The 24,041-nt window shown below is 71.8% G+C and carries 21 protein-coding genes; 1 reads left to right on the forward strand and 20 read right to left on the reverse strand.

The annotated features are described in order from the left end of the window. Nucleotides 1–24 precede the first annotated feature (24 nt). The 18 genes from ACIPJI_RS32030 to ACIPJI_RS32115 form a co-directional block, all read right to left on the reverse strand. The gene (locus tag ACIPJI_RS32030) at nt 25–690 is read right to left on the reverse strand and encodes a response regulator (protein ID WP_402250294.1); all 666 of its coding nucleotides are present in this window, start codon (nt 688–690) and stop codon (nt 25–27) included. Beyond that, nucleotides 687–2,015 (reverse strand): sensor histidine kinase, encoded by a 1,329-nt coding sequence (locus ACIPJI_RS32035; protein WP_356620805.1) that lies wholly within the window; start codon nt 2,013–2,015, stop codon nt 687–689. The genes ACIPJI_RS32030 and ACIPJI_RS32035 overlap by 4 nt, the downstream gene beginning before the upstream one ends. Further along, nucleotides 2,008–3,192, reverse strand: coding sequence for an acyltransferase (locus ACIPJI_RS32040; RefSeq protein WP_402250296.1), 1,185 nt, complete (start codon nt 3,190–3,192; stop codon nt 2,008–2,010). Before ACIPJI_RS32040 ends, ACIPJI_RS32035 begins: the two co-directional genes overlap by 8 nt. Continuing rightward, nucleotides 3,185–4,144, reverse strand: coding sequence for an alpha/beta hydrolase (locus ACIPJI_RS32045; protein ID WP_402250298.1), 960 nt, complete (start codon nt 4,142–4,144; stop codon nt 3,185–3,187). Before ACIPJI_RS32045 ends, ACIPJI_RS32040 begins: the two co-directional genes overlap by 8 nt. A gap of 157 nt (nt 4,145–4,301) precedes the next feature. Beyond that, nucleotides 4,302–5,123: an NAD(P)H-binding protein gene (locus tag ACIPJI_RS32050; protein ID WP_402250300.1), complete on the reverse strand. Its 822-nt coding sequence runs from the start codon at nt 5,121–5,123 to the stop codon at nt 4,302–4,304. Between the two features lie 78 nt (nt 5,124–5,201). Continuing rightward, nucleotides 5,202–6,071 carry an alpha/beta hydrolase gene (locus ACIPJI_RS32055; protein WP_307710436.1) on the reverse strand — a complete coding sequence of 290 codons (870 nt, stop codon included), beginning with the start codon at nt 6,069–6,071 and terminating at the stop codon, nt 5,202–5,204. 153 nt (nt 6,072–6,224) lie between these two features. Beyond that, nucleotides 6,225–7,418 carry a kynureninase gene (gene kynU / locus ACIPJI_RS32060; protein ID WP_402250302.1) on the reverse strand — a complete coding sequence of 398 codons (1,194 nt, stop codon included), beginning with the start codon at nt 7,416–7,418 and terminating at the stop codon, nt 6,225–6,227. Continuing rightward, nucleotides 7,411–8,232 carry a tryptophan 2,3-dioxygenase gene (gene kynA, locus ACIPJI_RS32065; protein WP_356620810.1) on the reverse strand — a complete coding sequence of 274 codons (822 nt, stop codon included), beginning with the start codon at nt 8,230–8,232 and terminating at the stop codon, nt 7,411–7,413. Before kynA ends, kynU begins: the two co-directional genes overlap by 8 nt. Nucleotides 8,233–8,317: 85 nt before the next feature. Further along, nucleotides 8,318–9,208 (reverse strand): DUF3152 domain-containing protein, encoded by an 891-nt coding sequence (locus ACIPJI_RS32070; RefSeq protein WP_402250304.1) that lies wholly within the window; start codon nt 9,206–9,208, stop codon nt 8,318–8,320. A 180-nt stretch (nt 9,209–9,388) separates the two neighbouring features. Continuing rightward, on the reverse strand, nt 9,389–9,802 hold the full coding sequence (locus ACIPJI_RS32075; RefSeq protein WP_307707510.1) for a DUF3151 domain-containing protein: 414 nt from the start codon (nt 9,800–9,802) through the stop codon (nt 9,389–9,391). A 76-nt stretch (nt 9,803–9,878) separates the two neighbouring features. Further along, nucleotides 9,879–11,339, reverse strand: a complete 1,461-nt coding sequence (locus ACIPJI_RS32080; protein ID WP_356620812.1) for an MFS transporter — start codon at nt 11,337–11,339, stop codon at nt 9,879–9,881. An 82-nt stretch (nt 11,340–11,421) separates the two neighbouring features. Beyond that, on the reverse strand, nt 11,422–12,576 hold the full coding sequence (locus ACIPJI_RS32085; RefSeq protein ID WP_402250307.1) for a MalY/PatB family protein: 1,155 nt from the start codon (nt 12,574–12,576) through the stop codon (nt 11,422–11,424). Between the two features lie 75 nt (nt 12,577–12,651). Next, nucleotides 12,652–13,674, reverse strand: a complete 1,023-nt coding sequence (gene fbaA / locus ACIPJI_RS32090; RefSeq protein WP_159689423.1) for a class II fructose-bisphosphate aldolase — start codon at nt 13,672–13,674, stop codon at nt 12,652–12,654. A 218-nt stretch (nt 13,675–13,892) separates the two neighbouring features. Further along, on the reverse strand, nt 13,893–14,432 hold the full coding sequence (pyrE, locus tag ACIPJI_RS32095) for an orotate phosphoribosyltransferase (RefSeq protein ID WP_402250308.1): 540 nt from the start codon (nt 14,430–14,432) through the stop codon (nt 13,893–13,895). A gap of 32 nt (nt 14,433–14,464) precedes the next feature. After that, nucleotides 14,465–15,262 carry an aldose 1-epimerase gene (locus ACIPJI_RS32100; protein ID WP_356620814.1) on the reverse strand — a complete coding sequence of 266 codons (798 nt, stop codon included), beginning with the start codon at nt 15,260–15,262 and terminating at the stop codon, nt 14,465–14,467. Nucleotides 15,263–15,281: 19 nt separating this feature from the next. After that, nucleotides 15,282–16,247: a CoxG family protein gene (locus tag ACIPJI_RS32105; RefSeq protein ID WP_402250310.1), complete on the reverse strand. Its 966-nt coding sequence runs from the start codon at nt 16,245–16,247 to the stop codon at nt 15,282–15,284. Between the two features lie 119 nt (nt 16,248–16,366). Continuing rightward, the gene (locus ACIPJI_RS32110; RefSeq protein WP_402250312.1) at nt 16,367–17,956 is read right to left on the reverse strand and encodes a polyamine aminopropyltransferase; all 1,590 of its coding nucleotides are present in this window, start codon (nt 17,954–17,956) and stop codon (nt 16,367–16,369) included. Nucleotides 17,957–18,016: 60 nt separating this feature from the next. Continuing rightward, entirely contained in the window at nt 18,017–18,586 is a 570-nt protein-coding gene (locus tag ACIPJI_RS32115) for a DUF2617 family protein (RefSeq protein ID WP_307707502.1), read from the reverse strand. A gap of 747 nt (nt 18,587–19,333) precedes the next feature. Here ACIPJI_RS32115 and ACIPJI_RS32120 point away from each other — a divergent pair. Next, nucleotides 19,334–20,533 (forward strand): pyridoxal phosphate-dependent aminotransferase, encoded by a 1,200-nt coding sequence (locus ACIPJI_RS32120; RefSeq protein WP_402250314.1) that lies wholly within the window; start codon nt 19,334–19,336, stop codon nt 20,531–20,533. Nucleotides 20,534–20,606: 73 nt separating this feature from the next. Here ACIPJI_RS32120 and ACIPJI_RS32125 read toward each other — a convergent pair whose 3' ends face one another. Further along, nucleotides 20,607–21,143, reverse strand: coding sequence for a YbjN domain-containing protein (locus tag ACIPJI_RS32125; RefSeq protein WP_189470816.1), 537 nt, complete (start codon nt 21,141–21,143; stop codon nt 20,607–20,609). A 235-nt stretch (nt 21,144–21,378) separates the two neighbouring features. Beyond that, nucleotides 21,379–23,967, reverse strand: coding sequence for an ATP-dependent chaperone ClpB (clpB, locus tag ACIPJI_RS32130; RefSeq protein ID WP_356620818.1), 2,589 nt, complete (start codon nt 23,965–23,967; stop codon nt 21,379–21,381). Nucleotides 23,968–24,041 lie beyond the last annotated feature (74 nt).

Consider the following 24,041-nt stretch of genomic DNA (forward strand, 5'->3'; position numbering starts at 1 on the left):
GTACTACCTGGTGGGGCCGGGGTTTCAGTAACCGGCGGGACGAACGAGGCCCGTCTCGTAGGCGAAGACCGCCGCCTGGGTGCGGTCGCGGAGCCCGAGCTTCACCAGGACCCGGCTCACGTGGGTCTTCACGGTCTGCTCTGCGACGACCAGCGCGCCCGCTATCTCCGCGTTCGACAGGCCCTGCGCGATCAGCGACAGCACCTCCGTCTCGCGCTCGGTCAGGTCACCGATCCGCTCCTTGAGGGGCGCGCGGGGTGCACCGGTCGTACGGGAGAACTCGGCGATCAGCCGCTTGGTGATGTTCGGCGAGAGGAGCGCGTCCCCGCCCGCGATCACTCTGACCGCGTTCGCCAGTTCGTCCGCGGATGCGTCCTTCAGCAGGAAACCGGACGCGCCGGCGCGGAGCGCCTCGTAGACGTACTCGTCGAGGTCGAACGTGGTCAGCACCAGCACTTTTACGCCGGGGAGGTCGGCGGTGATCCGGCGGGTGGCCTCGATGCCGCCGAGTTCGGGCATCCGGATGTCCATCAGCACGACGTCGGGCAGCGTCTCGGCGACCTTGGTGACGGCGTCGAGGCCGTCGACGGCCTGGCCGACGACCTCGAGGTCCGGCTCCGCGTTCAGCAGCACCGTGAAGCCCTGACGGACCATCATCTGGTCGTCGGCGATCAGGACCCGGATCGTCATGTCGGCTGCTCCGTGGGTAGAAGGGCGGTCACTTCGTAGCCACCGCCCGGGGTGGGCCCGGCGGCGAGGTCGCCGCCCAGCATGGCGGCACGTTCACGCATCCCGAGCAGCCCGTGCCCGGCGCCCGGGGACGGCGGCGCGGGTGCGAGCGGCGCTGCGTTGACGACCTTGACGCGCAGTCCGGGCGCGGTGTGGGCGAGCTCTATCCTTACGGCCGTACCGGGCGCGTGGCGGATCGCGTTGCTCAGCGCCTCCTGCACGATGCGGTACGCGGACAGTTCCACGCCCGGCGGCAGCGGACGCACCTCGCCGGTCGTGGCGCACCGCACGGTCAGTCCGGCGGCGCGGGCGTTCTCGACGAGGGCGTCGAGGCGGGCGAGGGTGGGCAGCGGGGCGTGTGGGGTGGTCTCCGCCGCTTCCGGGTTCTCCGAGCGGAGGACGCCCAGCACCCGGCGGAGTTCGGTGAGCGCGTCGAGGGCGTTCTGCCGTATGCCCGCCAGGTTCTCCCGGAGTTCGTCCGGCGGGTCCTGCACCAGGTGCGGGGCGACCTGCGCCTGGATCGAGATCACCGACATGTGGTGGGCGACGACGTCGTGCAGTTCGCGCGCGATCCGGCTGCGCTCCTCGAGGACGGTGCGGCGGGTGCGCTCCTCAGCGGTGAGCACCTCCTGCTCGACGAGCCGCCCGCGTGCCTCGCGCATCCCGCGCAGCGCGGAACCGAGGACGACGGCGACGGTGAAGACGACCGCGGAGAGCGGCACCGACGAGGTGTGCGGATGGTCCCCCGACATCATCTCGGCGGCGAGCCCCAGCAGCACGCTGAGCACCAGCGCCTCGACGGCCACCCGGGTCCGCACCCGAAGGGTCAGCAGCAGCAGCACCAGGGCGTGCGCCAGCATCCCGGTGAGCGGCCAGGGCCACGGCCCGTCGGGCCCGAACCCGTACGTCTTTCCGAACTCGGCGCCGAGCGCGGTGACCGCCATGGACAGCCACCAGCCGGCCACCGGCCGGAACATGGCGAGCACGACCGCACCGACGAGGGCGACCGCGAGCGGCACCGCGTTCGGGGGCGCCATGCTGTAGCCGCCGACGAGGTGGTCCCCGTGCGCGACGCCGAGGACGACCGCGACCCACACCACGACGACGTGCGGCAGCCGGCGCAGCCACCGTGGCCCGCGCATGGGAGGCAGCGGGTCATGCCCCTGGGCGCCCAGGTCGCCGCGGAGCGCACGCGCGGCGTCCGTCAGGGCGGTGCAAAGGACACGCCCGGCGTCCCTGAGGGCGGTGCGGGCGGCCGTCGTCTTCATCGGCCCCACCCTAGACATGCGTCCTGCTCCTCCTCGCGGGGGCCGACCTGCGCACCACGGTCGAACCGCGACCGCGCCGCCTCTGCTCGAACGTGCCGGGCCGCCTCTGCTCGTACGTACGGAACGCGGCCAGGCACACCGCGAGCGCCGCGGCGAACACCGGCAGCCAGGCCGTCCGGGCGGCCACCCACGCCGGGCCGTCGGGGACGGTGTGCAGTCCGGGCAGGGGCGCGCCGGCGAGCAGCCCGAGGGCGGTGACGGTCATCAACGCCGTCTGATGCCACAGGAAAACGGTCATCGCCGACAGGTTCAGCAGGGCGACGGCCGCCCAGAGCACGGGCCGCCGCATCGCCCGGCGCAGCGGGCCGAGCAGCAGCAGCGCCGCGCCGCACTGCGCGAGGCCGAAGGTGACGGCCGCGAGCGTCGGCGGGTTCAGGTTGGAGACGGCCGCTCCCGGAACGCCGACCATGGACGCCGGGTATCCGGCCCACGCCACGAGCCCGGCGGTCGCGGCGGCGCCTGCCCCGAGCAGCGCCCATCCGGTGGCCCGGCCGCGCAGTCCGCCGCGCGCCCACGTGGCGCCCAGGCAGTACGGGACGAGCCAGCCCGCCGCCACATTGATCCAGCCGAGCGAGGCGGGCGCGCCGAAGCCGAACCGGAAGAGGTCCACGTGCAGCACCACCGCCAGCGGCCACAGCGGATGCAGCCGCGCCACGAGAGGGGTCGCGGCGGTCAGCGCGGCGAAGACCAGCAGGAACCAGAGGGGCGACAGGACCAGCGTCAGCAGGGTCCGCAGCGTCCCGGGAGCCGTCCCGCCGGCGAGCATCGCCACCGCGGCGACCGTCCACAGGGTGAGGACGGCCACGACGGGCCCGAAGAGCCGGGCGAGGCGACTGCCGAGCCACTGCCGGTAGCCGGTCCCGAGGGCCCGCGCACGGGCGTGGCTGCGGGTGGCCACGTATCCGCCGACCAGGAAGAACACCGCCAGGGTCTGGAACGCCCAGGACACGGGGGCAAGTCGGGGCAGGTGCGCCAGAGGGCTCGTCCCCTGCAGCGCCCCACCGTCGCTGACGAGCGCGGTGACCAGCCAATGCCCGAGGACGACTCCGAGTACGGCGATCGCGCGCAGCGCGTCGACGGCCCGGTCCCGTCCTGGTGGGGTCGCCGCGTCGATGCGGCGCGCGAGTTCACGCACGGGTCACCTCGCCGGTGCGGCCCACGGCGATGAGCGCGAGGTTCCCCAGGGCGGTCGTGCCGGGCTTCAGATAGTCGCTGTGCCCGCCGTCGCCGGCGTCGAAGACCCGGGCGCCGAAGGCGGCGGAGACCGGGTCGGCGCCGAGACCTACGTCCGTGCCGGGAAGTTCGAGCCGCACATGGGGCACGTGCGCGATCCAGTCGTCGTCGCCCCGCCCGGCCCAGACGGTGGCAGGCGTCCGCAGGTCGCGCACCGAGTCGGCGCCCGTGCCCGGGCTGCCGTAGAGGGCGATGTCGTCGACGTCGAGCCGGTGCGCGGCGCGTGCGCACACGACGGAACCGTACGAGTGGCACAGCAGCGACAGCTCCGCATGCGGCAGCGCCGTACGCAACTGGCGGACGAACGAGCGCAGTTGTGAGACACCGTCGTCCGCCCGGCCGGTCGTCAGCACATCGGTGCCGACGGTCGCGGGGGTGGCGTAACCGAGCCAGGCGACGACCGCCGTGCGTGGCCCGCCCACCTGCCGTACTGCGTCGTGGAGCGCCACGGCCCCGGCGCGGAAGCGTGCGTAGGTGTCGAGGTCGGTGTCGGAGCCGGGGACGAGGACGGCGACCCGGTCGGCGTGGGCGAGATCCCCGAACACCTCGGCGCTGCGGCCGCCGTCCCGTCCGTCGAACGTCAGGAACTGCCGCCCGCCCGCCGCCATTTCCCGCAGCGAGGCCGCCCGTCCGCGGTCGCCGTGAGCGGCGGCGGCCCGCGCTGCCGCACGGATGTTGTCGCGGTTTGTGCTGAACCGGTCCTCCAGCCGCGGGAGTTCGCCGAAGGTCAGCCTCCCGACGGCGGCGGGCGGCGGCGCCGGGACGGCGGAGGGCCGGGCCGCGGCCGACACCGGAACGGCGACGGCGGCGGTGACGAGGCCGGCGAGCAGAGTGCGCCGAAGGCGGGACGCCATGGGGTTCCTTCCGGTCCGGATCGCTGTGTCAGGACCAGAAGTTATGAAGCGGGGCCCGTCACCCGCGTCCCGCCGAGGAGCGCACCTGCGGCGTAGCTCTCAGGTATGACGGGTACGGGCAGGGCCGCTCAGGAGACCCTGCCGTACCCGTGCCGCGTCAGCTCCGGAAGGTGTCCGCGTGCTCCTCGGCCCACTCGGCGAAGGTCCGGGCCGGCCGCCCGGTGACCTTCTCGACGGTGTCGACGACGGTACGGCCGACGGGCGGTGTGTTGCCGTACGCCTCCAGCAGGAAGCCGATGACGTCCTCCGGCTGCCCTGCCGCCTTCCACTGCTCGACCGCCTGCTGCTCGCTCAGTTCGACGAGCCGGATCTTCCTGCCCCGGGCGGCGGCGAGCGCGTCGACCTTGTCCTCCAGCGTCAGCACCTGGGGGCCGGTGATCACGTACTCCTGCCCCGCGTGTCCGTCCTCGGTGAGGGCGACCGCCGCGACCGCGCCGATGTCGGCCTCGTGGACCATGGCGCTGAGCCTGCCGGCGAACGGTTCGCGCACCTCGCCGTCGGTGCGGATGCCGTCGGCCCACTCCAGGGCGTTCGCCATGAACTCCACCGGCATCAGCACCGTCCAGGCGAAGTCGCTCTCCCGGACCGCGTCCTCCAGCAGGCTCGGGCCGCCGCCGTGCAGCACGGTGATCCGCCGCACGCCGGCCGCCTTCGCCAGCTGAAGGATGCGCGGGCCGGTCTCCAGCGGCGCGAAGTAGGGGCCGCCGAAGGTGATCAGGTGCAGGCCGGTGACGCCCTCCAGGGCGGGGGCCAGGGTCTCGGCATCGGTGAGGTCGCCCCGCACGACCTCGACGCCGTCGGGGAAGTCGGCCTTCGCGGGGTCGCGGGTCAGGGCACGGACGGACTGTCCACGGCGGAGAAGCTCCGCGACCACCTGGCGGCCTACTGTTCCGGTTGCTCCGGTCACGAGATTCGTCATGGGAAGAACGTATGAACCCTTGCGGTCAGCTTCTGTCCGCAAGGGTTCAACGAGCCCGGTCGGGCTCTTTCCACAGGCTCACCAGGCCAGTTGGGCGATCTCCTCGGCGACCACGGCGCACGCGTCGGCCGCCGGGTCGATCAGCGGGAAATGCCCGACCTCTTCGAGGAGCGTCCATCCGACGGTCTCGCCCGCCTTCGCCGCCGCGTCCACGAACGCCTCCGCGACGGCCGGCGGCACGACGACGTCCGTACGGCCCTGCACCACGACCGTCGCGATGCCGGTCGGCAGCAGGACGGCAGGATCGCCGTGCGGGGCGCGCTCGTCGTACTGCGCCTCGCCGCCCAGCAGTTGCCGTACGGCGCCGCCGCACACGCCCAGCTCCACGGCCGCGTCGAAATCGGCGATCGGGGCCAGCGCGACGACACCGCGCAGTGGCGGCGGCGCGGCCAGCCGCCACGGCGAGCCGGCCGGCAGGACGTGCCGGGCGGCGGCCCACAGCGCGAGGTGGCCTCCGGCGGAGTGCCCGGTCACGACGGTCCGCCGCGGGTCGGCCTGCGGCAGCGCCTGCCGCGCCAGGTCCGGCAGGGCGTCCATCGCGGCGGCCACGTCGTCGAACGTCTCCGGCCACCGTCCGGCGACCGGCCCGTCCCCGCGCTGGCCAGGGATCTCCCGTCCGCGGCGGTACTCGACGTTGGCGACGGCGAGCCCGCGGCGCGCCAGGAAGTCGGCGAACGGCGTCACATGCCGCCGGTCGTACGGCGCCCGCCAGGCGCCGCCGTGCAGCACGACCACCAGCGGCACGGTGGCGTGCCCGCTGCGCGGCGCGTAGAAGTCGACGACCTGGTCGGGATGCTCCCCGTAGGCGACGGATACGTCCGGCGCGACGGCAGGATGCGACATCGCCGACGCTTCCTCGGCGGCGTCACGGGCGACGGGGTCCGGCATGTGCTGCTCCAACAGTCCCGTGGGGGTGGCCTGTTCCACCTGACCAGCGCGGACGCTACCAGCTTCGCCCACGGCCGGCGGCGCCCCGCCCGCGGCGGCTCCGACGACCGGAGCCACCCCGGGAGACTGGGCGTCCCCCGGGGTGGACCGGGCTCAGCCGGCGAGGACCTCCGCCAGGACGCGCGCCGCGCGCTCCGTGTCGGCGAAGCCCACGTACAGCGGTGTGAAGCCGAAGCGCAGGACGTCCGGGCGGCGCAGGTCGCCCACGACGCCCCTGGCCGTCAGGGTCTCCATGACCCGCGGCGCGTCCTCGCACCGCAGCGCCACCTGGCTCCCCCGCTCTGCGTGCTCCGCGGGTGTCAGGGACGTGACCCGTCCGGCCGGGACGTAGGCGTCGACGCACTCCAGGAAGAAGTCCGTCAGCGCCAGGCTCTTCGCCCTCACCGTCTCGATCCCGATCCCGTCCCAGACCTCGAGCGCCGCTTCGAGGGCCAGCATGGACAGGATGTCCGGTGTGCCAACCCGGCCGCGGGTCGACCCGTCGGCCGCCTCGTAGCCGGGCGTCATGGCGAACGGGTCGGCGTGCGACGTCCAGCCGGGCAGCGGCGAGTCGAAGGACGCCTGGTGGCGCTCGGCGACGTACAGGTACGCGGGCGAACCGGGCCCGCCGTTCAGGTACTTGTAGGTGCAGCCGACGGCCAGGTCGACGCCGTGCGCGTCGAGTCCCACCGGCAGGGCGCCCGCGCTGTGGCACAGGTCCCAGACCGCGAGGGCCCCCGCGTCGTGGACGGCCGCCGTGAGACCGGGCAGGTCGTGCAGCCGGCCCGAGCGGTAGTCGACATGGTTGACGAGCGCCACCGCCGTGGTGGGGCCGAGTGCCGACGTCAGGTCGGCCGGATCGACGGGAACGATACGGCGACCGGTCATCCTGGCCGCCGAAGACGCTATGTACCCGTCCGTCGGGAAAGTCGTCGCGTCGACGAGGATGTCCGTCCGTGCCGGGTCTTCGTTCAACCGTACGGCGCCCACGACGGCCTTGAAGACGTTGACGCTCGTGGAGTCGCCGACCACGATCTGCCCGGGCGCCGCGCCGACCAGCGGCGCGATCCGGTCACCGATCCGCTCGGGCGCGCTCCACCAGTCGCCTTCCGTCCAGGAACGGATACGCAACTGCCCCCATTGCCGGTTCACCACATCGGCGACGCGGTCGGGGACGTGCGCGGGCAGCGCGCCGAGCGAGTTGCCGTCGAGGTAGACCGCCTCGTCGAGGGCGAACAGCTTCCGGGCACCGGCCAGTTCGTCTGCGGCGTCGAGCGCCGCGGCCCGCTGGGCCAGGGACTCAGACATGGCTGCGCGCCGTCCACAGCTCGGGGAAGACGTTCTTGCGGGCACGCTTCTCGAGCCACGAGACACCGGCGGAGCCGCCTGTGCCGACCTTCGAGCCCATGGCCCGCCGGGTCGCCACCAGGTGGTCGTTGCGCCATCGCCACACCAGCTCGCCGACGTCCGTCAGCGCCTCGCCGAGACGCACCAGTTCGGTGTCCTGGTCGTCGCCGCCGTAGACCTCGGCCCAGACGTGCTCGACCGCCTCCGACGGCTCGTACTTCTGCGCCAGGTCACGCTCCAGCACCTCGGCGGGCACCGCGTACCCGCGGCGGGCGAGGAGCCGCAGCACCTCGTCGTAGAGGCTCGGCTCGTGCAGGGCCTTCTCCAGTTCCGCGTGGACGCGCGGGGCGCCCCGGTGCGGCACCAGCATGGAGGCGGACTTGTCCCCGAGCAGGAATTCCATCCGCCGGTACATCGCCGACTGGAAGCCGGAGCCCTCACCGAGGGCGTCACGGTAGGCGTTGAACTGCGCGGGCGTCAGGTTGGCGATGGGCTTCCAGGAGGCGTTGAGGGCCTCCAGCTCCCGTACCGACCGCTTCAGCGCGTCCATCGCCACGGGGATCCGGTCCTCGCGCAGGGCGCGTGCAGCGGTCTCCCACTCGTGGACCACGACGGTGAACCACAGCTCCATGACCTGGGTGGTGACCAGGAAGACCATCTCGCCCGGGTCGTCCGACCGCGGATGCTGGAGGTGGGTGAGGACGTCCGCCTGGACGTAGTCCTCGTACGGCGTGGTGCCCGCGAAGTCCAGATTCGGGGCGGAGTCATGTGACATTGCTGTCTCCTCGACATCCGGGTAGCGGTCCGCCCCTTCCTGTTCGGTGTGGGCCCCGGTCCCCACTCGCATCATAAGCCGAGGATCACACCGGCGGTCCGGAGAGATATGTCCCGTCGTCGTCATAGGGCCACGCATTGGAGAGGCAGCCGTTCAGGCCCTTGATCTGCTGCATCATCACCGGGGCGGGTTCACCGGGGCCGGGACAGCCCATGTGCTGCCGGATGCCGATCTCGTGCCCGACCTCGTGGTTGATGATCAGGTGCCGGTACTCGGCGGGCGTGCCGGCGAACGTCGGGGAGCCCAGCAGCCAGCGCCGCAGGTTCACCACGACGCCCTCGGTGGTCTCGCAGTTCAGCTCACCACGGGTGTTCAGACCCACGGCGAGGCAGAGCTTGTCCGCGGTGGCCGGTGTGGCGATCCTGATCACGAAGTCGGCGTTCGAGGACACCAGCTGGAAGCGGCCACGGCCGTTGCCGGCCCAGCCGCGCGGATGGGCCAGGATCTGCTGGATCTCGGCGGCCGCCTGCTGGGCGGACACGTCGATGCCGTCCTCGACCTCCACCTTGTAGCGGCGCAGCGTGCCGGTGCCGGTCGCCGTCCCTGACGACTGGGCGACGGTGAACGTGCCCGGCCCCGACGCCGGCACGCTCGGCGGCTTGTTCTTGGCCGAGGGGGAAGGTGACGGCTTCGGCTTCGGCTTCGGCGAACTGCTGGGGCTGCGCACCGGCGAGGGCGAGGCCGACGGCTCCGGTGCCGGGTCCTTCGACATCAGCGGCGCGAGCTCGGCCTGGTCGGCCGCCTGGGCGGGGGGCGGCCCGCCGCTCCAGTGGGCGAGGGCGGCACCGGCGCCCACCGACATGAGGGCGAGGCAGACGCCCAGCAGAAGTATCGGTCCGGTCGGACGGCGTCGGCCCGTGTTCCGGCGGCTCCGTCTGCGGCTGCGCCCGTTGCGGGCGGCGGCACGCTGGCCCAAGACAGATCTCTCCCCTGGTCGGCCGGTGTTGGGGGGAGAGGAAGGTGGGGGCCTCTCACCGGCTGTGATCCCTGAATCGGCAGTGTGTGCGATCGTACCGGCCGCGGGCCGGCGACCCTGGTTCCAGGTCGCCGGCCCGCGGACCCGGTCACGGCGGGGGCAGGCCCCTGCCGTGACGGTTCAGCCCAGCGTGTCCGCGGCGGTCTGTGAGGAGTCGCGCAGGAACGTGGTGCAGCGCTCGTGCTCCTCCTTCTCGCCGATCGCCCCGGCGGCACGGGCCAGCGCGTTCAGGGCGCGCAGGAAGCCGCGGTTGGGCTCGTGCTCCCACGGCACCGGGCCGTGGCCCTTCCAGCCGTTGCGGCGCAGCGCGTCGAGGCCGCGGTGGTAGCCGGTGCGCGCGTAGGCGTACGACTCGACGACGCTGCCCCGCTCGAAGGCGTCGTCGGCCAGCTGCGCCCAGGCGAGCGAGCTGGTCGGGTACTGCGCCGCGACCTCGGCGGCGGGGGTACCGTCGGCCAGGAGTTCACGCGGTCCGGGCTCGTCGGGCAGGTGGGTCGGGGGAGGTCCCCCGAGCAGGTTCTCGTGGATCGACATGGCCCCCAGTCTCACAGGTCGGGCGGTGTTCCGTGGCCACCGGCCGAAGGACGGCCGCGACGGGTCCGAGAGCGGTTCAGCGCCTCTGCTGTGCCTGCGGCTCGAGCGGCGGCGCCGCGACCCCGCAGTTGACCTTGCACTCCGGGTGGCACACGTCCGCACCCTTCGGCGGCACCCGCACCGTCCCCCAGGCGATCAGCGCCCCGGCCACCAGGACCCCCGCGCACATCGGGATCGCGAGCCGGAACGCCTCGTCGAACGCCGTCGCCGAGCGGTACGCCTCGGGGCCCATGCCGGCGAGCAGCGGCAGGGCGGCCACCGCGATCAGGCCCGCGGCACGGGCCGCCGCGTTGTTGATGCCGCTCGCGATGCCCGCCCGGCCGATCTCCACGGACGCGAGGACCGTCGAGGTCAGCGGGGCGACCAGGGTGACCATGCCCAGGCCCATGACCACCAGGGCGGGCAGCACGTCGACCAGGTACGACGCGTCCTCGCCGACCCTGAGCATCAGCATCATGCCGACGGCGCAGAGCAGCGGGCCGACGGTCAGCGGGATACGCGGGCCGATGCGTTCGCCCAGCTCCCCGGAGCGGGCGGACAGCAGCAGCATCAGCGCGGTGGTCGGCAGCAGTGCCGCGCCCGCGCCGAGGGCCGTATATCCGGCCACGACCTGGAGCTGGAGCGCGACGAGGAAGAAGAAGCCGCCGAAGGCCGCGTACACGCACAGCGTCACCAGGTTCACGGCGGTGAACTGGCGGATCCGGAACAGCGACAGCGGCAGCATCGGCTCCGCAGTACGCCGCTCGACCAGCACGAACACGGCTCCCACGCACACGCCGGCGAGCCCCGCCCACACGCTCTCTTCGATGAGCGCGTAGGTGACGAGCCCGAGCGCCGCCGCGCACAGGGCCGCGCCCAGGACGTCGAACCGGCCGGTCGCCCTCGGGTCGCGGGACTCCGGTACGTGGCGCAGCGCCACCGGGACACACAGGACGGCCAGCGGCACGTTGAGCAGGAACACCCAGCGCCAGCCCGGCCCGTCGACCAGCCAGCCGCCGACGAAGGGTCCGATCGCCGCGCCGACGCCGCCGAGCCCCGACCACAGACCCACGGCCCGCGAACGGTCGTCGGGATGGAAGCTCGCCTGGATGAGGGCCAGCGACCCAGGGGTGAGGAGGGCGCCTCCGATGCCCTGGAGGGCGCGGGCGGCGACCAGCACGCCGCCGCTGGGCGCGATCCCGCAGAGCAGGGAACCCACGGCGAACCAGACCACGCCGAGGACGAAGATCCGGCGGCGTCCGTAACGGTCGCCGAGTGCCCCGCCGAGCAGGATCAGCGCCGCCAGCGTCAGCATGTAGGCGTTGACGGTCCACTGGAGGACGCCCAGGTCGGCGTCGAGGTCCCTGCCGATGCGGGGCAGTGCCACGTTGACGACGGTGGAGTCGAGCAATGCCATGCCGGACCCGAGGACGGTCGTCAGGACCACCCAGCGGCCGGTGGCGGATGCCAGCCTGATGTCCCCCGGACTCGTGCCCATACGGGGATCATCGCAGCCGCTTCACGACGCTACGACCCGGAGACCCGTACCCCCGCCGTGGCCCCGCGGGCTCCCTGGGGCGTCAGGTGACGCGGCCGAGCGCCCGGATCAGGGCGTCCGCGCCGCGTTCCGCCTTGCTGCGCGGACAGCCGACGTTCAGACGGACGAAGCCCTCGCATCCGTAGACCGCTCCCGGCATGATCGCGACCTTCTCCCGTTCCACGAGCTCACGCTGGAGCACCGCGTCCTCGGTGCGGGAGCCGATGCCGAGCGGGCGAAGGTCGATCCAGGCGAGGTAGCCGGCCTGCGGCGGTTCCCAGCCGAGTTGCGGGAACGCCGCGTCGAGCCGGTCGGCGAGCATCCGCAGATTGCCGGCCACATAGGCGTTGAGGTCGTCCAGCCATGGTCCGCCCCGGCGGTAGGCGGCGATGTGGGCGGTCAGCGACAGCACGGCGGGCGACGCGAGGCCCTCGCCGGTCTCCATCCGGCGCACGAACTCGGCATGGTCGGCGGGGTCGCCGACGATGCCGTACGAGCCGCTCAGGGCGGGGAAGTTGAACGCCTTGGTGCCGGAGGTGATCAGGGCCCAGCGGCCGGTGCCGTAGCGGGTCCAGGGCAGGTGCACCCCGTCGCGTACGAAGTCGGCGTGGATCTCGTCGCTGACGACCGCGACACCGTGCCGTGCGGCGAGCTCGGCGGTCCTGCTGAGCTCGTCGTGCGTCCACACCCTGCCGGTGGGGTTGTGGGGCGAGCAGAGCACCAGGACCTTGCTGTCGGGCCGGGCGAGCTGCCGTTCCAGTGCCTCGTCGTCCCCGACGGGCACTGGGCGCAGATCGCGGCCGAGGCCGGTGATCGCCTTGATGAAACCGTCGTACGTGGGGGTGTGGACGACCACGCCGTCGCCGGGTCCGGTCCACATCCGCAGCAGCTGGGAGAGCTGGTTCAGCACGGAGGGCGCGTACACGACCCGGTCGGTGTCGATGTCCGTGCCGTACCGGACGGCGAACCAGTGACGGATCGCGGAGAGGAAGTCCTCGTTCCGCCAGTCGGTGTAGCCGAAGACGCCGTGCTCGACCCGGTCACGGAGGGCGTCGAGGACCACGGGAGGGGAAGCGAAGTCCATGTCGGAGATGGTGAAAGGCAGCAGGCCGTCGGTTCCGAACCGGTCGGCGACACCGTCCCACTGCACGCTCCAGGTGCCCCGGCGGTCGACGACCGCGTCGAAGTCGAAGCTCACGATTCCCCTCCCCTGTGGACACACCACGGGCCCGGCGCCCGCGAGGGGGTACCGGGCCCGTGGCGAGGCAGATACCTACTTGATCTTGGTGCCGGTGGAGCGCAGGGCCGCGCAGGCCTCCGTGACACGGGTGGCCATGCCGGCCTCGGCCAGCTTGCCCCAGGTGCGCGGGTCGTAGGTCTTCTTGGAGCCGACCTCGCCGTCGACCTTCAGGACGCCGTCGTAGTTCTTGAACATGTGGTCCGCCACCGGACGCGTGAAGGCGTACTGGGTGTCGGTGTCGAGGTTCATCTTCACGACGCCGTTCTCCAGGGCCGTGGCGATCTCCTCCGCGGTCGAGCCGGAGCCGCCGTGGAAGACGAAGTCGAACGGGTCGGCCTTGCCGTACTGGGCGGAGACACCTGCCTGGAGGTCCTTCAGCAGCTCCGGGCGGAGGACGACGTTGCCCGGCTTGTAGACGCCGTGCACGTTGCCGAAGGACGCGGCCAGCAGGTAGCGGCCCTTCTCGCCCAGGCCCAGGGCCTCGGCGGTGCGCAGCGCGTCATCGACGGTGGTGTAGAGCTCGTCGTTGATCTCGTGCGAGACGCCGTCCTCCTCGCCGCCGGTCGGAGTGATCTCGACCTCGAGGATGATCTTCGCGGCGGCGGCCTGCGCCAGCAGCTCCTGGCCGATGGCCAGGTTGTCGGCGAGGGTCTCGGCCGAGCCGTCCCACATGTGGGACTGGAACAGCGGGTTGCGGCCGGCCTTCACGCGCTCGGCGGAGATGTCGAGCAGCGGACGTACATAGCCGTCCAGCTTGTCCTTCGGGCAGTGGTCGGTGTGCAGCGCGACGGTGATGTCGTACTTGGCGGCGACGATGTGCGCGAACTCGGCCAGGGCGACGGCGCCGGTGACCATGTCCTTGCTGTACTGGCCACCCAGGAACTCGGCACCGCCGGTGGAAATCTGGATGATGCCGTCGCTCTCGGCCTCCGCGAAGCCACGCAGTGCGGCGTGCAGGGTCTGGGACGAGGTCACGTTGATGGCGGGGTAGGCAAACTTGCCTGCCTTCGCCCGGTCAAGCATCTCGTTGTAGACCTCGGGAGTCGCGATGGGCATATGTCCGCTCCTTGTGATGTGCGGGTATGTGGTACGGGGGGCCGGGGTGCGTCCCCGGTGAACCCAGTGCCCTGACCTTGGGCGACGTCATCGTCGCGGCCTATCTTTCCAGACTCCCGCCCCGGGTCCACCATGCCTGCCCTGCCCGCATGGCGAAGGGGCGTGCTGTTTCACGTGAAACAGCACGCCCCTCGGAATCTCCGCAGCTCAAGCCATGATCAGGCGAGATCGAGCTCATCGAGCGAATACGCGTTGATGTACGTCAGGCCCGCCTCCGCGATCTTGGGGGCGGCGCCGCGCTCCACGATCACGGCCACAGCGACGACCTCGCCGCCGGCCTCCCTGACCGCCTCCACGGCGGTGAGCGGGGAACCGCCGGTGGTCGACACGTCCTCCACGACCAGGCAGCGCCGGCCCTTCACGTCCGTGCCCTCGATCCGGCGCTGCATGCCGTGCGCCTTGCCCGCCTTGCGGACGACGAACGCGTCCAAGCGCTTACCGCGCGCGGCGGAGGCGTGCAGCATCGACGTGGCCACCGGGTCGGCGCCCAGCGTCAGACCGCCCACGCAGTCGTAGTCCAGGTCGGCGGTGGCGTCGAGCATCACCTGACCGACCATCGGCGCGGCCTCGCCGTCCAGCGTGATCCGGCGCAGATCGATGTACCAGTCGGCCTCGATGCCCGATGAGAGGGTCACCTTGCCGTGCACCACGGCCTTGTCCTTGATCTGCTGGAGCAGCTCAGCACGCACGTCAGTCATGGGGCTCAGCTTAAGGGCGCCGGTCCCCCGGCTCAGAGCCGCCGCCAGCTCCAGGTCGTCGCGATCTCCAGCGGCTCGATCGGGGTGACGAGCAGCGGATGGGTGTTGAGACCGTTCGGCGGGCCGGACTGCGGCTCGACACAGACCGCCTCGGCCTGCTCGTCGTAGATCACGACCCACTCCGCCGGGCTGCGGACGATCAGCTCCAGCCGGCCCGGCCAGGTCAGCGTGACGTCGACGCCGTCGGGCATACCGAAGCAGTCGTCCCACGGGCCCGGGAGCGGCGTGATGCGCTTGCCGGTCGGCAAGTGGTCCTCACCGCGCTCCTCCTGCCACTCGGGCGTGAAGTCGATCCGTACGTCCTCGCCCCCGTCTCCGAGGTCGCGCAGGAACCAGGGGTGCCAGCCCGCCTGCGCGGGGAACGACGTTCCGTACGTCTCCACGCCCATCCTGATGGTGACGGAGTCGTCCGCCAGCTCGAACGTCTGGGTGACGCGCCCGGTGTACGGCCACGGGTCGGCGAGGTCGTAGGTGAAGGCGGCCTCGCTCGCGCTCGCCCGCGCGGTACGCCAGACGGTGTCCCGGCCGGTGCCGTGAATGGCGTGCGGCGGCGCGTTGAGCGGCAGTTGGTGCGGTACCCCGCCGTTGCTGAACTGCCCGTCCCGGGTGCGGCCGCACCACGGCACCATGGGGAACGAGCCGTACCGCTCGCCCTGTCGCAGCACTTCGGTGCCGCCGATGCGCAGGCTTCCGATGCGGCAGCCGTTTTCCGGATGCACGGTCAACTCGACGTCACCGGCGGCCAGCCGGATACTCTGTTCGCTACTCACACCCCGACATTACGGCGTGTCACCTACGGCGGCGCAGCGCCCTGCCGACCACGACCGCCGACGCCAGTGCGAGGGCCGCGGCGGGTGCGAGCCACCGCAGGGTGTCCCCGGCTGAGGAGGCGTCGGGAGCCGGGGTGGGTGCGTAGCGGCCACGCGGCGGCGCGTGGTCCACCTCCTCGGCGCTGCGGCCGATCATGGTGCGCCGCGCGTGGGCGGCCTCGGCGGGCCCCGCGTCCGGCAGGCCGGACAGATCGTCGAGTTCCTCGATGCCGTCGATGTCGTCCACACCGTCCAGGTCGTCCGCGCCGTCGACCTCGTCGAGGTCCTCGAACTCGTCGTCGGCGTCGGCGTCGGCACCGAGCGACGGTGGCGGTACGGGTGCCTCGAAGACCGAGCCGCCGGCGGCGGGCGCGTCATCCGCACCGGCCAGGTCCTGCACGTCGCGCCCGGCGGCGTCCGCGGGGTCACCGGTGGCTTCCTGAGGTTCCGGGGCCGGAGCGGCACCGTCGCCCGCGCCTTCGGCGCGCTCCCCGGGCTGCGGGTCCTCGAAGGCCGCCGCGGCCAGCGCTTCCGCGAAACGATCGAGAAGCCGGTGGGCCGCCGACACCTTCGCACCGGCCGCGAGGTCGGCCAGTCGGCCCTCGGCGCGCGCGGAGCCGGTGAACGTCACCGTCGTGCCGCCGTCGGTCGGCGCGGGACGGATCGTCAGCGTGACCTTCACCGAGCCGCCGCCGCGTGCCTCCGCGCCCTCGCCCTCGACGGCGAAGGCACCGCCCCGCTCGTCGTCCTGCTCCGTGATGTGCAGCGCGCCGCGGTAGGTGATGGTGTGGCCGGCGACTCTGACCTTGAGCCGCCCCGACAAGGGGCCCGCCGACTCGTCTGCGTCCTGCTGGAGCCCAGGGACGCAACGGGCGACCCGGGCGGGGTCCCGCAGCGCACGTCGGAGGGTCTCAGCCGGTACCGGAACGAACACCTCATGCTCCATGGAAGCCGAGCCTACTCAGCACGGCCCGTCACGTCTGCCTTTCCCGCGCGCGCCCGTCACGTCCGCGTCTTCGCCGGCCCCCGCGAGCGGCCCCCCGGTCCCGTCCGCGACGGTGACCGTCAGCGCGTGTAGCGGGGGTGGACCAGCGTCGAGGGCATCAGACCCGTGAGCCGGGTCCGCTCCGCCGCGAACGTGTCCTGTGCGAGCGTGTCCTCGACCTCCGAGCGGAGCCGTGGCGCGTCCGCGCCGATACCGAGCCGGGGTGCGCTGCCTTCGGCCGCGATCAGCAGTCCCCAGTCGGTGGCCGCTTCCGCTCCCGCCCTGAACCGCGCCGGGCCGCCCGCCGCACCGGTCTCCGCCCCGCGGACCCGGTAGGCGGTGGTGCCGAAGCCGGCCGCCCGCAAGGTCGTCTCGACCGTCCAGTACGTACGGGGCCGCGCGGTCGGCCCTGCGTGGACCACGAGCCGACCACCGTCCGCCAGGACCCGCCGGGCCAGCCCGTAGAACTCGAGCGAGTAGAGCTTGGTACTCGCGGTGATGCCCGGGTCGGGCAGGTCGGAGACGATCACGTCGTACGTGCCCTCGTGCTCACGCAGCCAGGAGAAGGCGTCCGCCGTGACGACCCGCGTCCGTGGGTCGTCGTACGCGTGGTCGTTCAGATCGGTGAGCGCCGGATCGCTCCGGGCCAGTTCGACGACTCCGGGGTCGAGCTCGACGACGGTCAGCACCCGGACATCGGCGTACCGAAGAACCTCGCGTGCTGCCAGCCCGTCGCCGCCGCCGAGGATCAGCACCCGTTCGTGCGGACCGCGCATGGCGGGGTGGACGAGCGCTTCGTGGTACCGGTGCTCGTCCTGGCCCCGCACCTTCAGCCGGCCGTTCAGGAAGAGGTCCGGCGGCCGGGACGGCCCGCCGGTGACCACCACCTCCTGGACGCCGGTGCGCACGGCGACCCGCACATCGGCGCCGTAGACCGCCCGGCGGGCCGCCCGCTCGAAGTCGTCGACCATCACGGTGGCGGCCGCCAGCACCGCCAGCACGAAGACGTTGATGGTGAGCATCCTGGTGCGCCAGCGCGGTGTGAGGTCACGGCGGAACAGCCACAGCACCACCGCCCCGCCGGCCACGGCGTTGACCGCGCCCGTCACCAGCGCCCCGGTCAGTTCCCCGAGCCACGGCAGCAGCAGGAACGGGAACGCCAGCCCGCCGACGAGCGCCCCCACGTAGTCCGCGGCGAACAGATCGGCGACGGTGCCCTCCGCGTCACGCCGGGAGATGCGCTGGATCAGCGACATCAGCAGCGGTATCTCCGCCCCGATCAGGACGCCGATGGTCAGGCTGAAGATCACCAGCGGTACTCCGGACCCGCCGAACCAGGCGAAGGACGCGTAGAGCACCATGGCCGAACTGCCGCCGACCAGGGCCAGCGCCGCTTCGAGCAGTCCGAAGCCCACGGCGGCCCGGCAGCGCATCCGCTTGGCGAGGAGTGATCCGATGCCCATCGCGAACACCATCACGGACAGGATCACGGACGCCTGGGTGACCGAGTCCCCGATCAGGTACGTGGCGAGCGCGACGAGTTCCAACTCGTAGACCAGGCCGCAGGCCGCGCAGACGAAGACCGCGGCGAGCACGAGATGGCGGCCGGACTCGGGACGCACGGGCAGCACCATGTCCTGGGGCGGCGAGGTCTGCGGCCGGTCGATCATCCTCGACACGCTACGTCACAGCTTTCACACGGTGTGTCACCCACAGGTGTCGACTATCAACTACAGCCCGGAAGGCTCGGGGTGGCGATCGGGTCGGCCCATGCTCCCCTTGCTCTGCGACCCGTGCGCCGCGAAGCCGACGCGCGTACGCGTGACCACGAGCCGGCCCTCCTGTGGGTACGCGTGCCAGGTGCGCCACCGCGCCTGCCCCTCGCCGCTCTGCGCCACCATCGCGGTGAAGGCGTGGGGGGATCCGGGGAACGTGCCGGCGAGACCGTGGGGATGGTCCGCGACGAGGGCCAGCAACTCCTGGGCCCGGCCCGCGAACGAGCGTTGGGAGAGCGTCTCGACACGGGCCGCGAACTCGTACTCCCAGTCGCCGAGCCGCTTCGCCACCCCGAGGGGCAGCGGTGTGCTGCTGCCGGGGATGCAGGCGACGGTCTCCGAACAGGTGCCCTGTTCCTCCTCGAGCAGCACTTGGTGGGACGCGCCCAGCAGCCTCAACTGCAGTTTGGCGCCGGAAAGTTCGAGGTCGAGGACGGCCAGGGCGGGGAGCGGCTCCCGGCCGAGCGCCCAGGCGAGGTCGTCGGCACGGGTGTCGGTATAGGCGGTATCGATGGTCGTGAGCATGGGTCGGCTCCGCAAGCGCGCTTCGGCGGGTGGACGCGTGGACCTGGCACTCCAAAAGGGTGCGCAAGACGTGTGGGGGGTGGCCTGCTTCGGTCCACGTGAGGTCCGAGGGCTGGATGGATCCAACAGGTTCCGACAGTGAGAAAATCATGAAGTGGACGTCGCCCACAGCGTTTTTACCCAACTTCGCGCGGTTTCCATCCCCTCGGGGGCCCATAGGTTCAACTGTTCAACGGAACACGAGCGGCTGAAGTCAACACATCCGCCGGACTTTCTGCCAACAGGAAGGTGCCCGGCGGGTGTTGGCGTCCTCCGCCCACCCCGCCGGGCACCTTCATGCCGCGGACCAGCTGCCCCGTGTCAGCTGCCTCCGCCGCATCCGCCCCCGCCCCCGCCGCACGACGAGCTGCTGCCGCACGATGATCCGGAGCCCCCACCGTCTCCGCCGCCCCACCACGCTCCACCGCCGCCCGCGGCGCCGGTGCCGCGACGACGCCGGCTCCTGCGGCTCGCGCCGGACGCCGCCGACACGGCGAACACGATCACCAGAGCGAACAGTGCGATCCCGAGAAACATCATGATTCTCCCCGTCCTTCTCGTTCCCCCGAAGCAGGACCCCCGCGACACTGCGTGACCGCTTCTCCCGCACCTGCGGGACGCTTACCTGCGTGGCAAGGGAATGCCCTCGGCCACTCGGAGCCAAAGCAGACTTGAGCAACTCCAGAGGTTCCGCGCAGGATGACCGCCATGACGACGCACAGGACAGCAGGCGAAGAGGGCCCCCGGCCGCTGCTCAACCGCAGGCTGGCGGAGTTCGGCACCACGATCTTCGCGGAGATGTCGGCGCTGGCCCTGCGCACCGGCTCGATCAATCTCGGCCAGGGCTTCCCCGACACCGACGGCCCCGAGGAGATCAGGGAGGCGGCGGTACGGGCCCTGCGCGACGGCCGCGGCAACCAGTACCCGCCCGGTCCGGGTGTCCCTGAGCTGCGCACCGCGATCGCGGAGCACCAGCGGCGCTTCCACGGCCTGACCTACGACCCCGACACGGAGGTCCTGGTCACGGCGGGCGCCACGGAGGCGATCGCGGCCGCCCTGCTCGCGCTGGTGGAGCCGGGCGACGAGGTGATCGCGCTGGAGCCGTACTACGACTCGTACGCGGCGAGCATCGCCATGGCGGGCGGCGTAAGGGTGCCCGTGACGCTGCGCCCGCACGAGCTCGCCTTCCGCCTCGACCTGGACGAGCTGCGTGACGCGGTCACCGACCGCACCCGTCTGCTCCTGATCAACACGCCGCACAACCCCACCGGCACGGTCCTGACCCGCACGGAGCTGGCGGCGATCGCCGAGCTCGCGGTCGAACGCGACCTGCTCGTGGTCACCGACGAGGTCTACGAGCACCTGGCCTTCGACGGCGAGCATGTGCCGCTGGCGTCGTTCCCGGGGATGCGCGGGCGCACCGTCACGATCTCGAGCGCCGGCAAGACATTCTCGTTCACGGGGTGGAAGGTCGGCTGGGTCACCGCCTCCCCCGAGCTGATCACGACGGTCCGCTCGGCGAAGCAGTTCCTGACGTACGTCTCGGCGGGCCCGTTCCAGTACGCGATCGCCGAGGCGCTCCGCCTCCCCGACGCGTACTTCGACGGCCTCCGCGACGATCTGCGGGCCAAGCGCGATCTGCTGAGCGAGGGCCTGACCGCGGCCGGGTTCGCGGTGCACCGCCCTGCCGGGACGTACTTCGTCACCACCGACATCCGGCCGCTCGGCGAGGAGGACGGCTTCGCGTTCTGCCGTGCGCTGCCGGAGCGCTGCGGGGTGGTGGCCATCCCGAACGCGGTCTTCTACGACCACCGCGACGAAGGGGCCCCGTTCGTGCGGTTCGCGTTCTGCAAGCGGGTGGACGTCCTCGAGGAAGCCGTCGCCCGGCTGAAGTCGCCGGCGTCCTGAGAAAGCGGCAGGCCCGGCGGGCCGTCGATCACAGGGATCGCGGACCTGCCGGGCCTCACGTGTGCGTGACGTGTCAGGCGTCGTCGGCCGGCTTCTCCTCCTCCGGGACGGCCAGACCGAACTGCTCCGCGAGCCACTTGTCGAACTCGATCGAGGCGCGCACCCAGCTGACCGTGGACGAGACGAAGTGCTCGAGGCTCACGCCCGTGCCGATGAGCATCTGCGCCTCACCGATGAGGCGGATCGTCGGAAGCTCCGCACCCTCCTCCTCGTGGAGGTGGGTGTAGACCTTCGGCCACAGCGTGCGGCGGTTCCAGTCGTCGACGGCGTCGAGGATCTTGGCCTTCTCGGTGACCGCGTGCGGGCGGTCGTAGAAGGTCCGCACCGAGAAGACCTGCTGCTCGCCCTCACCGCGGAACATGAAGTACGTGCGGAAGTCCTCCCACGGCGCCGCGAGGTCGCCCTCGTCGTCGACGACGTACTTCAGCTCCATCTGGTCGAGAAGCTGCTTCACCAGGTCCTGGTCGGGAACGACGGGGCCCGCCGGTCCTGCGGCCTGAGGCTTGGGCTGGCCCCCGAAATTCGGAATCGAGGACGGGTCGATGGTCACCGTGTATTTCCCTTCGTACGGATGCCGCCATCCTCTCCCATCCCCGGCGGGGGCTGGCAAGCCCCGCCACCCGCGATCCGCTGCGGGCTGACAAGATCTGCCGCTCGGGCGCCCGGCACGCCGCTGTCCGGGTGAACAGCGGCGGACGAGCACAGTGACACGGCCCGGGCAGGAGGACGGGGGCACCGCCCTCGTCCTCCTGCCCGGGCCGCCGGTGCGGCCGTGCCACGCGGTGTCAGGTCGCCGCGCCCACGATCAGGCCGTCCTCGAAGCGGTCCACCCGTACGGTGTCGCCGTCGTTGACCTCGCCCGCCAGGATCTCCTTCGCGAGCCGGTCCCCGATCGCCGTCTGGATCAGCCGCCGCAGCGGACGCGCGCCGTACGCCGGGTCGTTGCCCTCCTCCGCGAGCCAGGCCAGCGCCTCGGGGGTGACCTCCAGCGTCAGCCGGCGCTCCGCCAGCCGCTTGGCCAGCCGTCCGATCTGGAGCTCGGCGATGCGCTCCAGCTCCGCCTTGGACAGGGCGGAGAAGACCACCAGGTCGTCGAGCCGGTTGAGGAACTCGGGCTTGAAGGAGGCCCGCACGACCTCCAGCACCTGCTGCTTCTTCTGCTCCTCGCTGGTCGTGGGCTCCATCAGGTACTGCGACCCGAGGTTGGAGGTCAGGATCAGGATGGTGTTGCGGAAGTCCACCGTCCGGCCCTGGCCGTCGGTGAGCCGCCCGTCGTCGAGCACCTGGAGCAGGATGTCGAAGACCTCGGGGTGGGCCTTCTCCACCTCGTCCAGCAGCACCACGCTGTACGGGCGCCGGCGCACGGCCTCGGTGAGCTGGCCGCCCTCCTCGTAGCCGACGTAGCCGGGAGGCGCGCCGACCAGGCGGGCCACGCTGTGCTTCTCGCCGTACTCCGACATGTCGATGCGGACCATCGCCCGCTCGTCGTCGAAGAGGAAGTCCGCGAGCGCCTTCGCCAGCTCCGTCTTGCCGACACCGGTCGGGCCGAGGAACAGGAAGGATCCGGTGGGCCGGTCCGGGTCGGCGATGCCCGCCCGCGTCCGGCGCACCGCGTCGGAGACCGCCTGCACGGCCTCGGACTGGCCGATCAGCCGACGGCCCAGCTCCTGCTCCATGCGCAGCAGCTTCTGCGTCTCGCCCTCGAGGAGGCGTCCGGCCGGGATGCCGGTCCAGGAACCCACGACGTCGGCGATGTCGTCCGGGCCGACCTCCTCCTTGACCATCGTGTCCTTGGAGGCCTGCTCGGCCTCGGCCTGCGCCGCCTCCTCCAACTCGCGCTCCAGGCCCGGGATCTCTCCGTAGAGCAGCTTGGAGGCGGTGTCGAAGTCGCCGTCGCGCTGGGCTCGTTCGGCCTGTCCGCGCAGGTCGTCGAGGCGTTCCTTCAGCTCACCGACGCGGTTGAGGCCCTGCTTCTCCTTCTCCCAGCGGGCGGTGAGTCCGCGCAGCTCCTCCTCCCGGTCGGCCAGGTCCCTGCGCAGCTTCTCCAGACGCTGCTTGGAGGCGGGGTCGGACTCGTTCTTGAGCGCCAGTTCCTCCATCCGCAGCCGGTCGACGGCGCGCTGGAGCTCGTCGATCTCCACAGGCGAGGAGTCGATCTCCATGCGCAGCCGCGACGCGGACTCGTCGACGAGGTCGATGGCCTTGTCGGGCAGGAACCGGGAGGTGATGTACCGGTCGGAGAGGGTGGCGGCGGCGACGAGCGCGCTGTCGTTGATCTGCACCTTGTGGTGGGCCTCGTAGCGGCCCTTGAGCCCGCGCAGGATCGCGATCGTGTCCTCGACCGACGGCTCGGCGACCAGCACCTGCTGGAAGCGGCGCTCGAGGGCCGGGTCCTTCTCGATCCGCTCGCGGTACTCGTCGAGCGTCGTCGCGCCGACCATCCGCAGCTCGCCGCGGGCCAGCATCGGCTTGAGCATGTTGCCCGCGTCCATAGCGGAGTCGCCGCCGGCGCCCGCGCCGACGACGGTGTGCAGCTCGTCGATGAAGGTGATGATCTGGCCGTTGCTCTCCTTGATCTCGGACAGCACGGTCTTCAGCCGCTCCTCGAACTCACCGCGGTACTTGGCGCCCGCCACCATCGCGCCGAGGTCGAGCGCGACCAGCCGCTTGTTGCGCAGCGACTCGGGCACGTCGCCCTTGACGATGCGCTGGGCGAGGCCCTCGACGACGGCGGTCTTGCCGACGCCTGGCTCGCCGATGAGCACCGGGTTGTTCTTCGTGCGCCGCGACAGGACCTGCACGACGCGGCGGATCTCCTGGTCCCGTCCGATGACCGGGTCGAGCTTGCCCTCGCGGGCCGCCGCGGTGAAGTCCGTGCCGAACTTCTCCAGTGCCTTGTACTGACCCTCAGGGTCGGGTGTGGTCACCCGGCGCCCTCCCCTTGCCTTTTCGAAAGCGTCCAGCAGTTCCTTGGCTCCTGCGCCCTGCCGGTCCAGCACCTCACCGGCCGCGCCGCCCTTCGCCGCGATGCCGATGAGCAGATGCTCGGTGGACAGGTACTCGTCGCCGAGTTCCTTGGCGCGCTGCGAGGCGTCGGCGATGACGGCGAGCAGTTCGCGGTTGGGCTGGGGCGGGGCGACCGTGGAGCCGGTCACGCTCGGCAGCGACGCGAGGATGCGCTCCGCCCCGGAGCGTACGGCGGCCTGGTCCGCGTCGACGGCGGCCAGCAGATCGGTGATGTTCTCGTTGTCCTGGCCCTCCAGCAGGGCGAGCAGAAGGTGCGCCGGGGTCAGGTCCGGGTGTCCGCCGGACACTGCCCTGCTGGTGGCGGCGTTGATCGCGTCCCGGCTCTTGTTGGTCAGCTCGGCGTCCACGTGCGCATCTCCTCCTTGCCGAATGGACCGGTTGCCTCAATTATGACTTGGACAACGTGCATAAAGTTGAGTCT

Origin of the sequence: Streptomyces sp. NPDC086835, assembly GCF_044745705.1 — a bacterium.
Classification (GTDB): Bacteria; Actinomycetota; Actinomycetes; order Streptomycetales; family Streptomycetaceae; genus Streptomyces.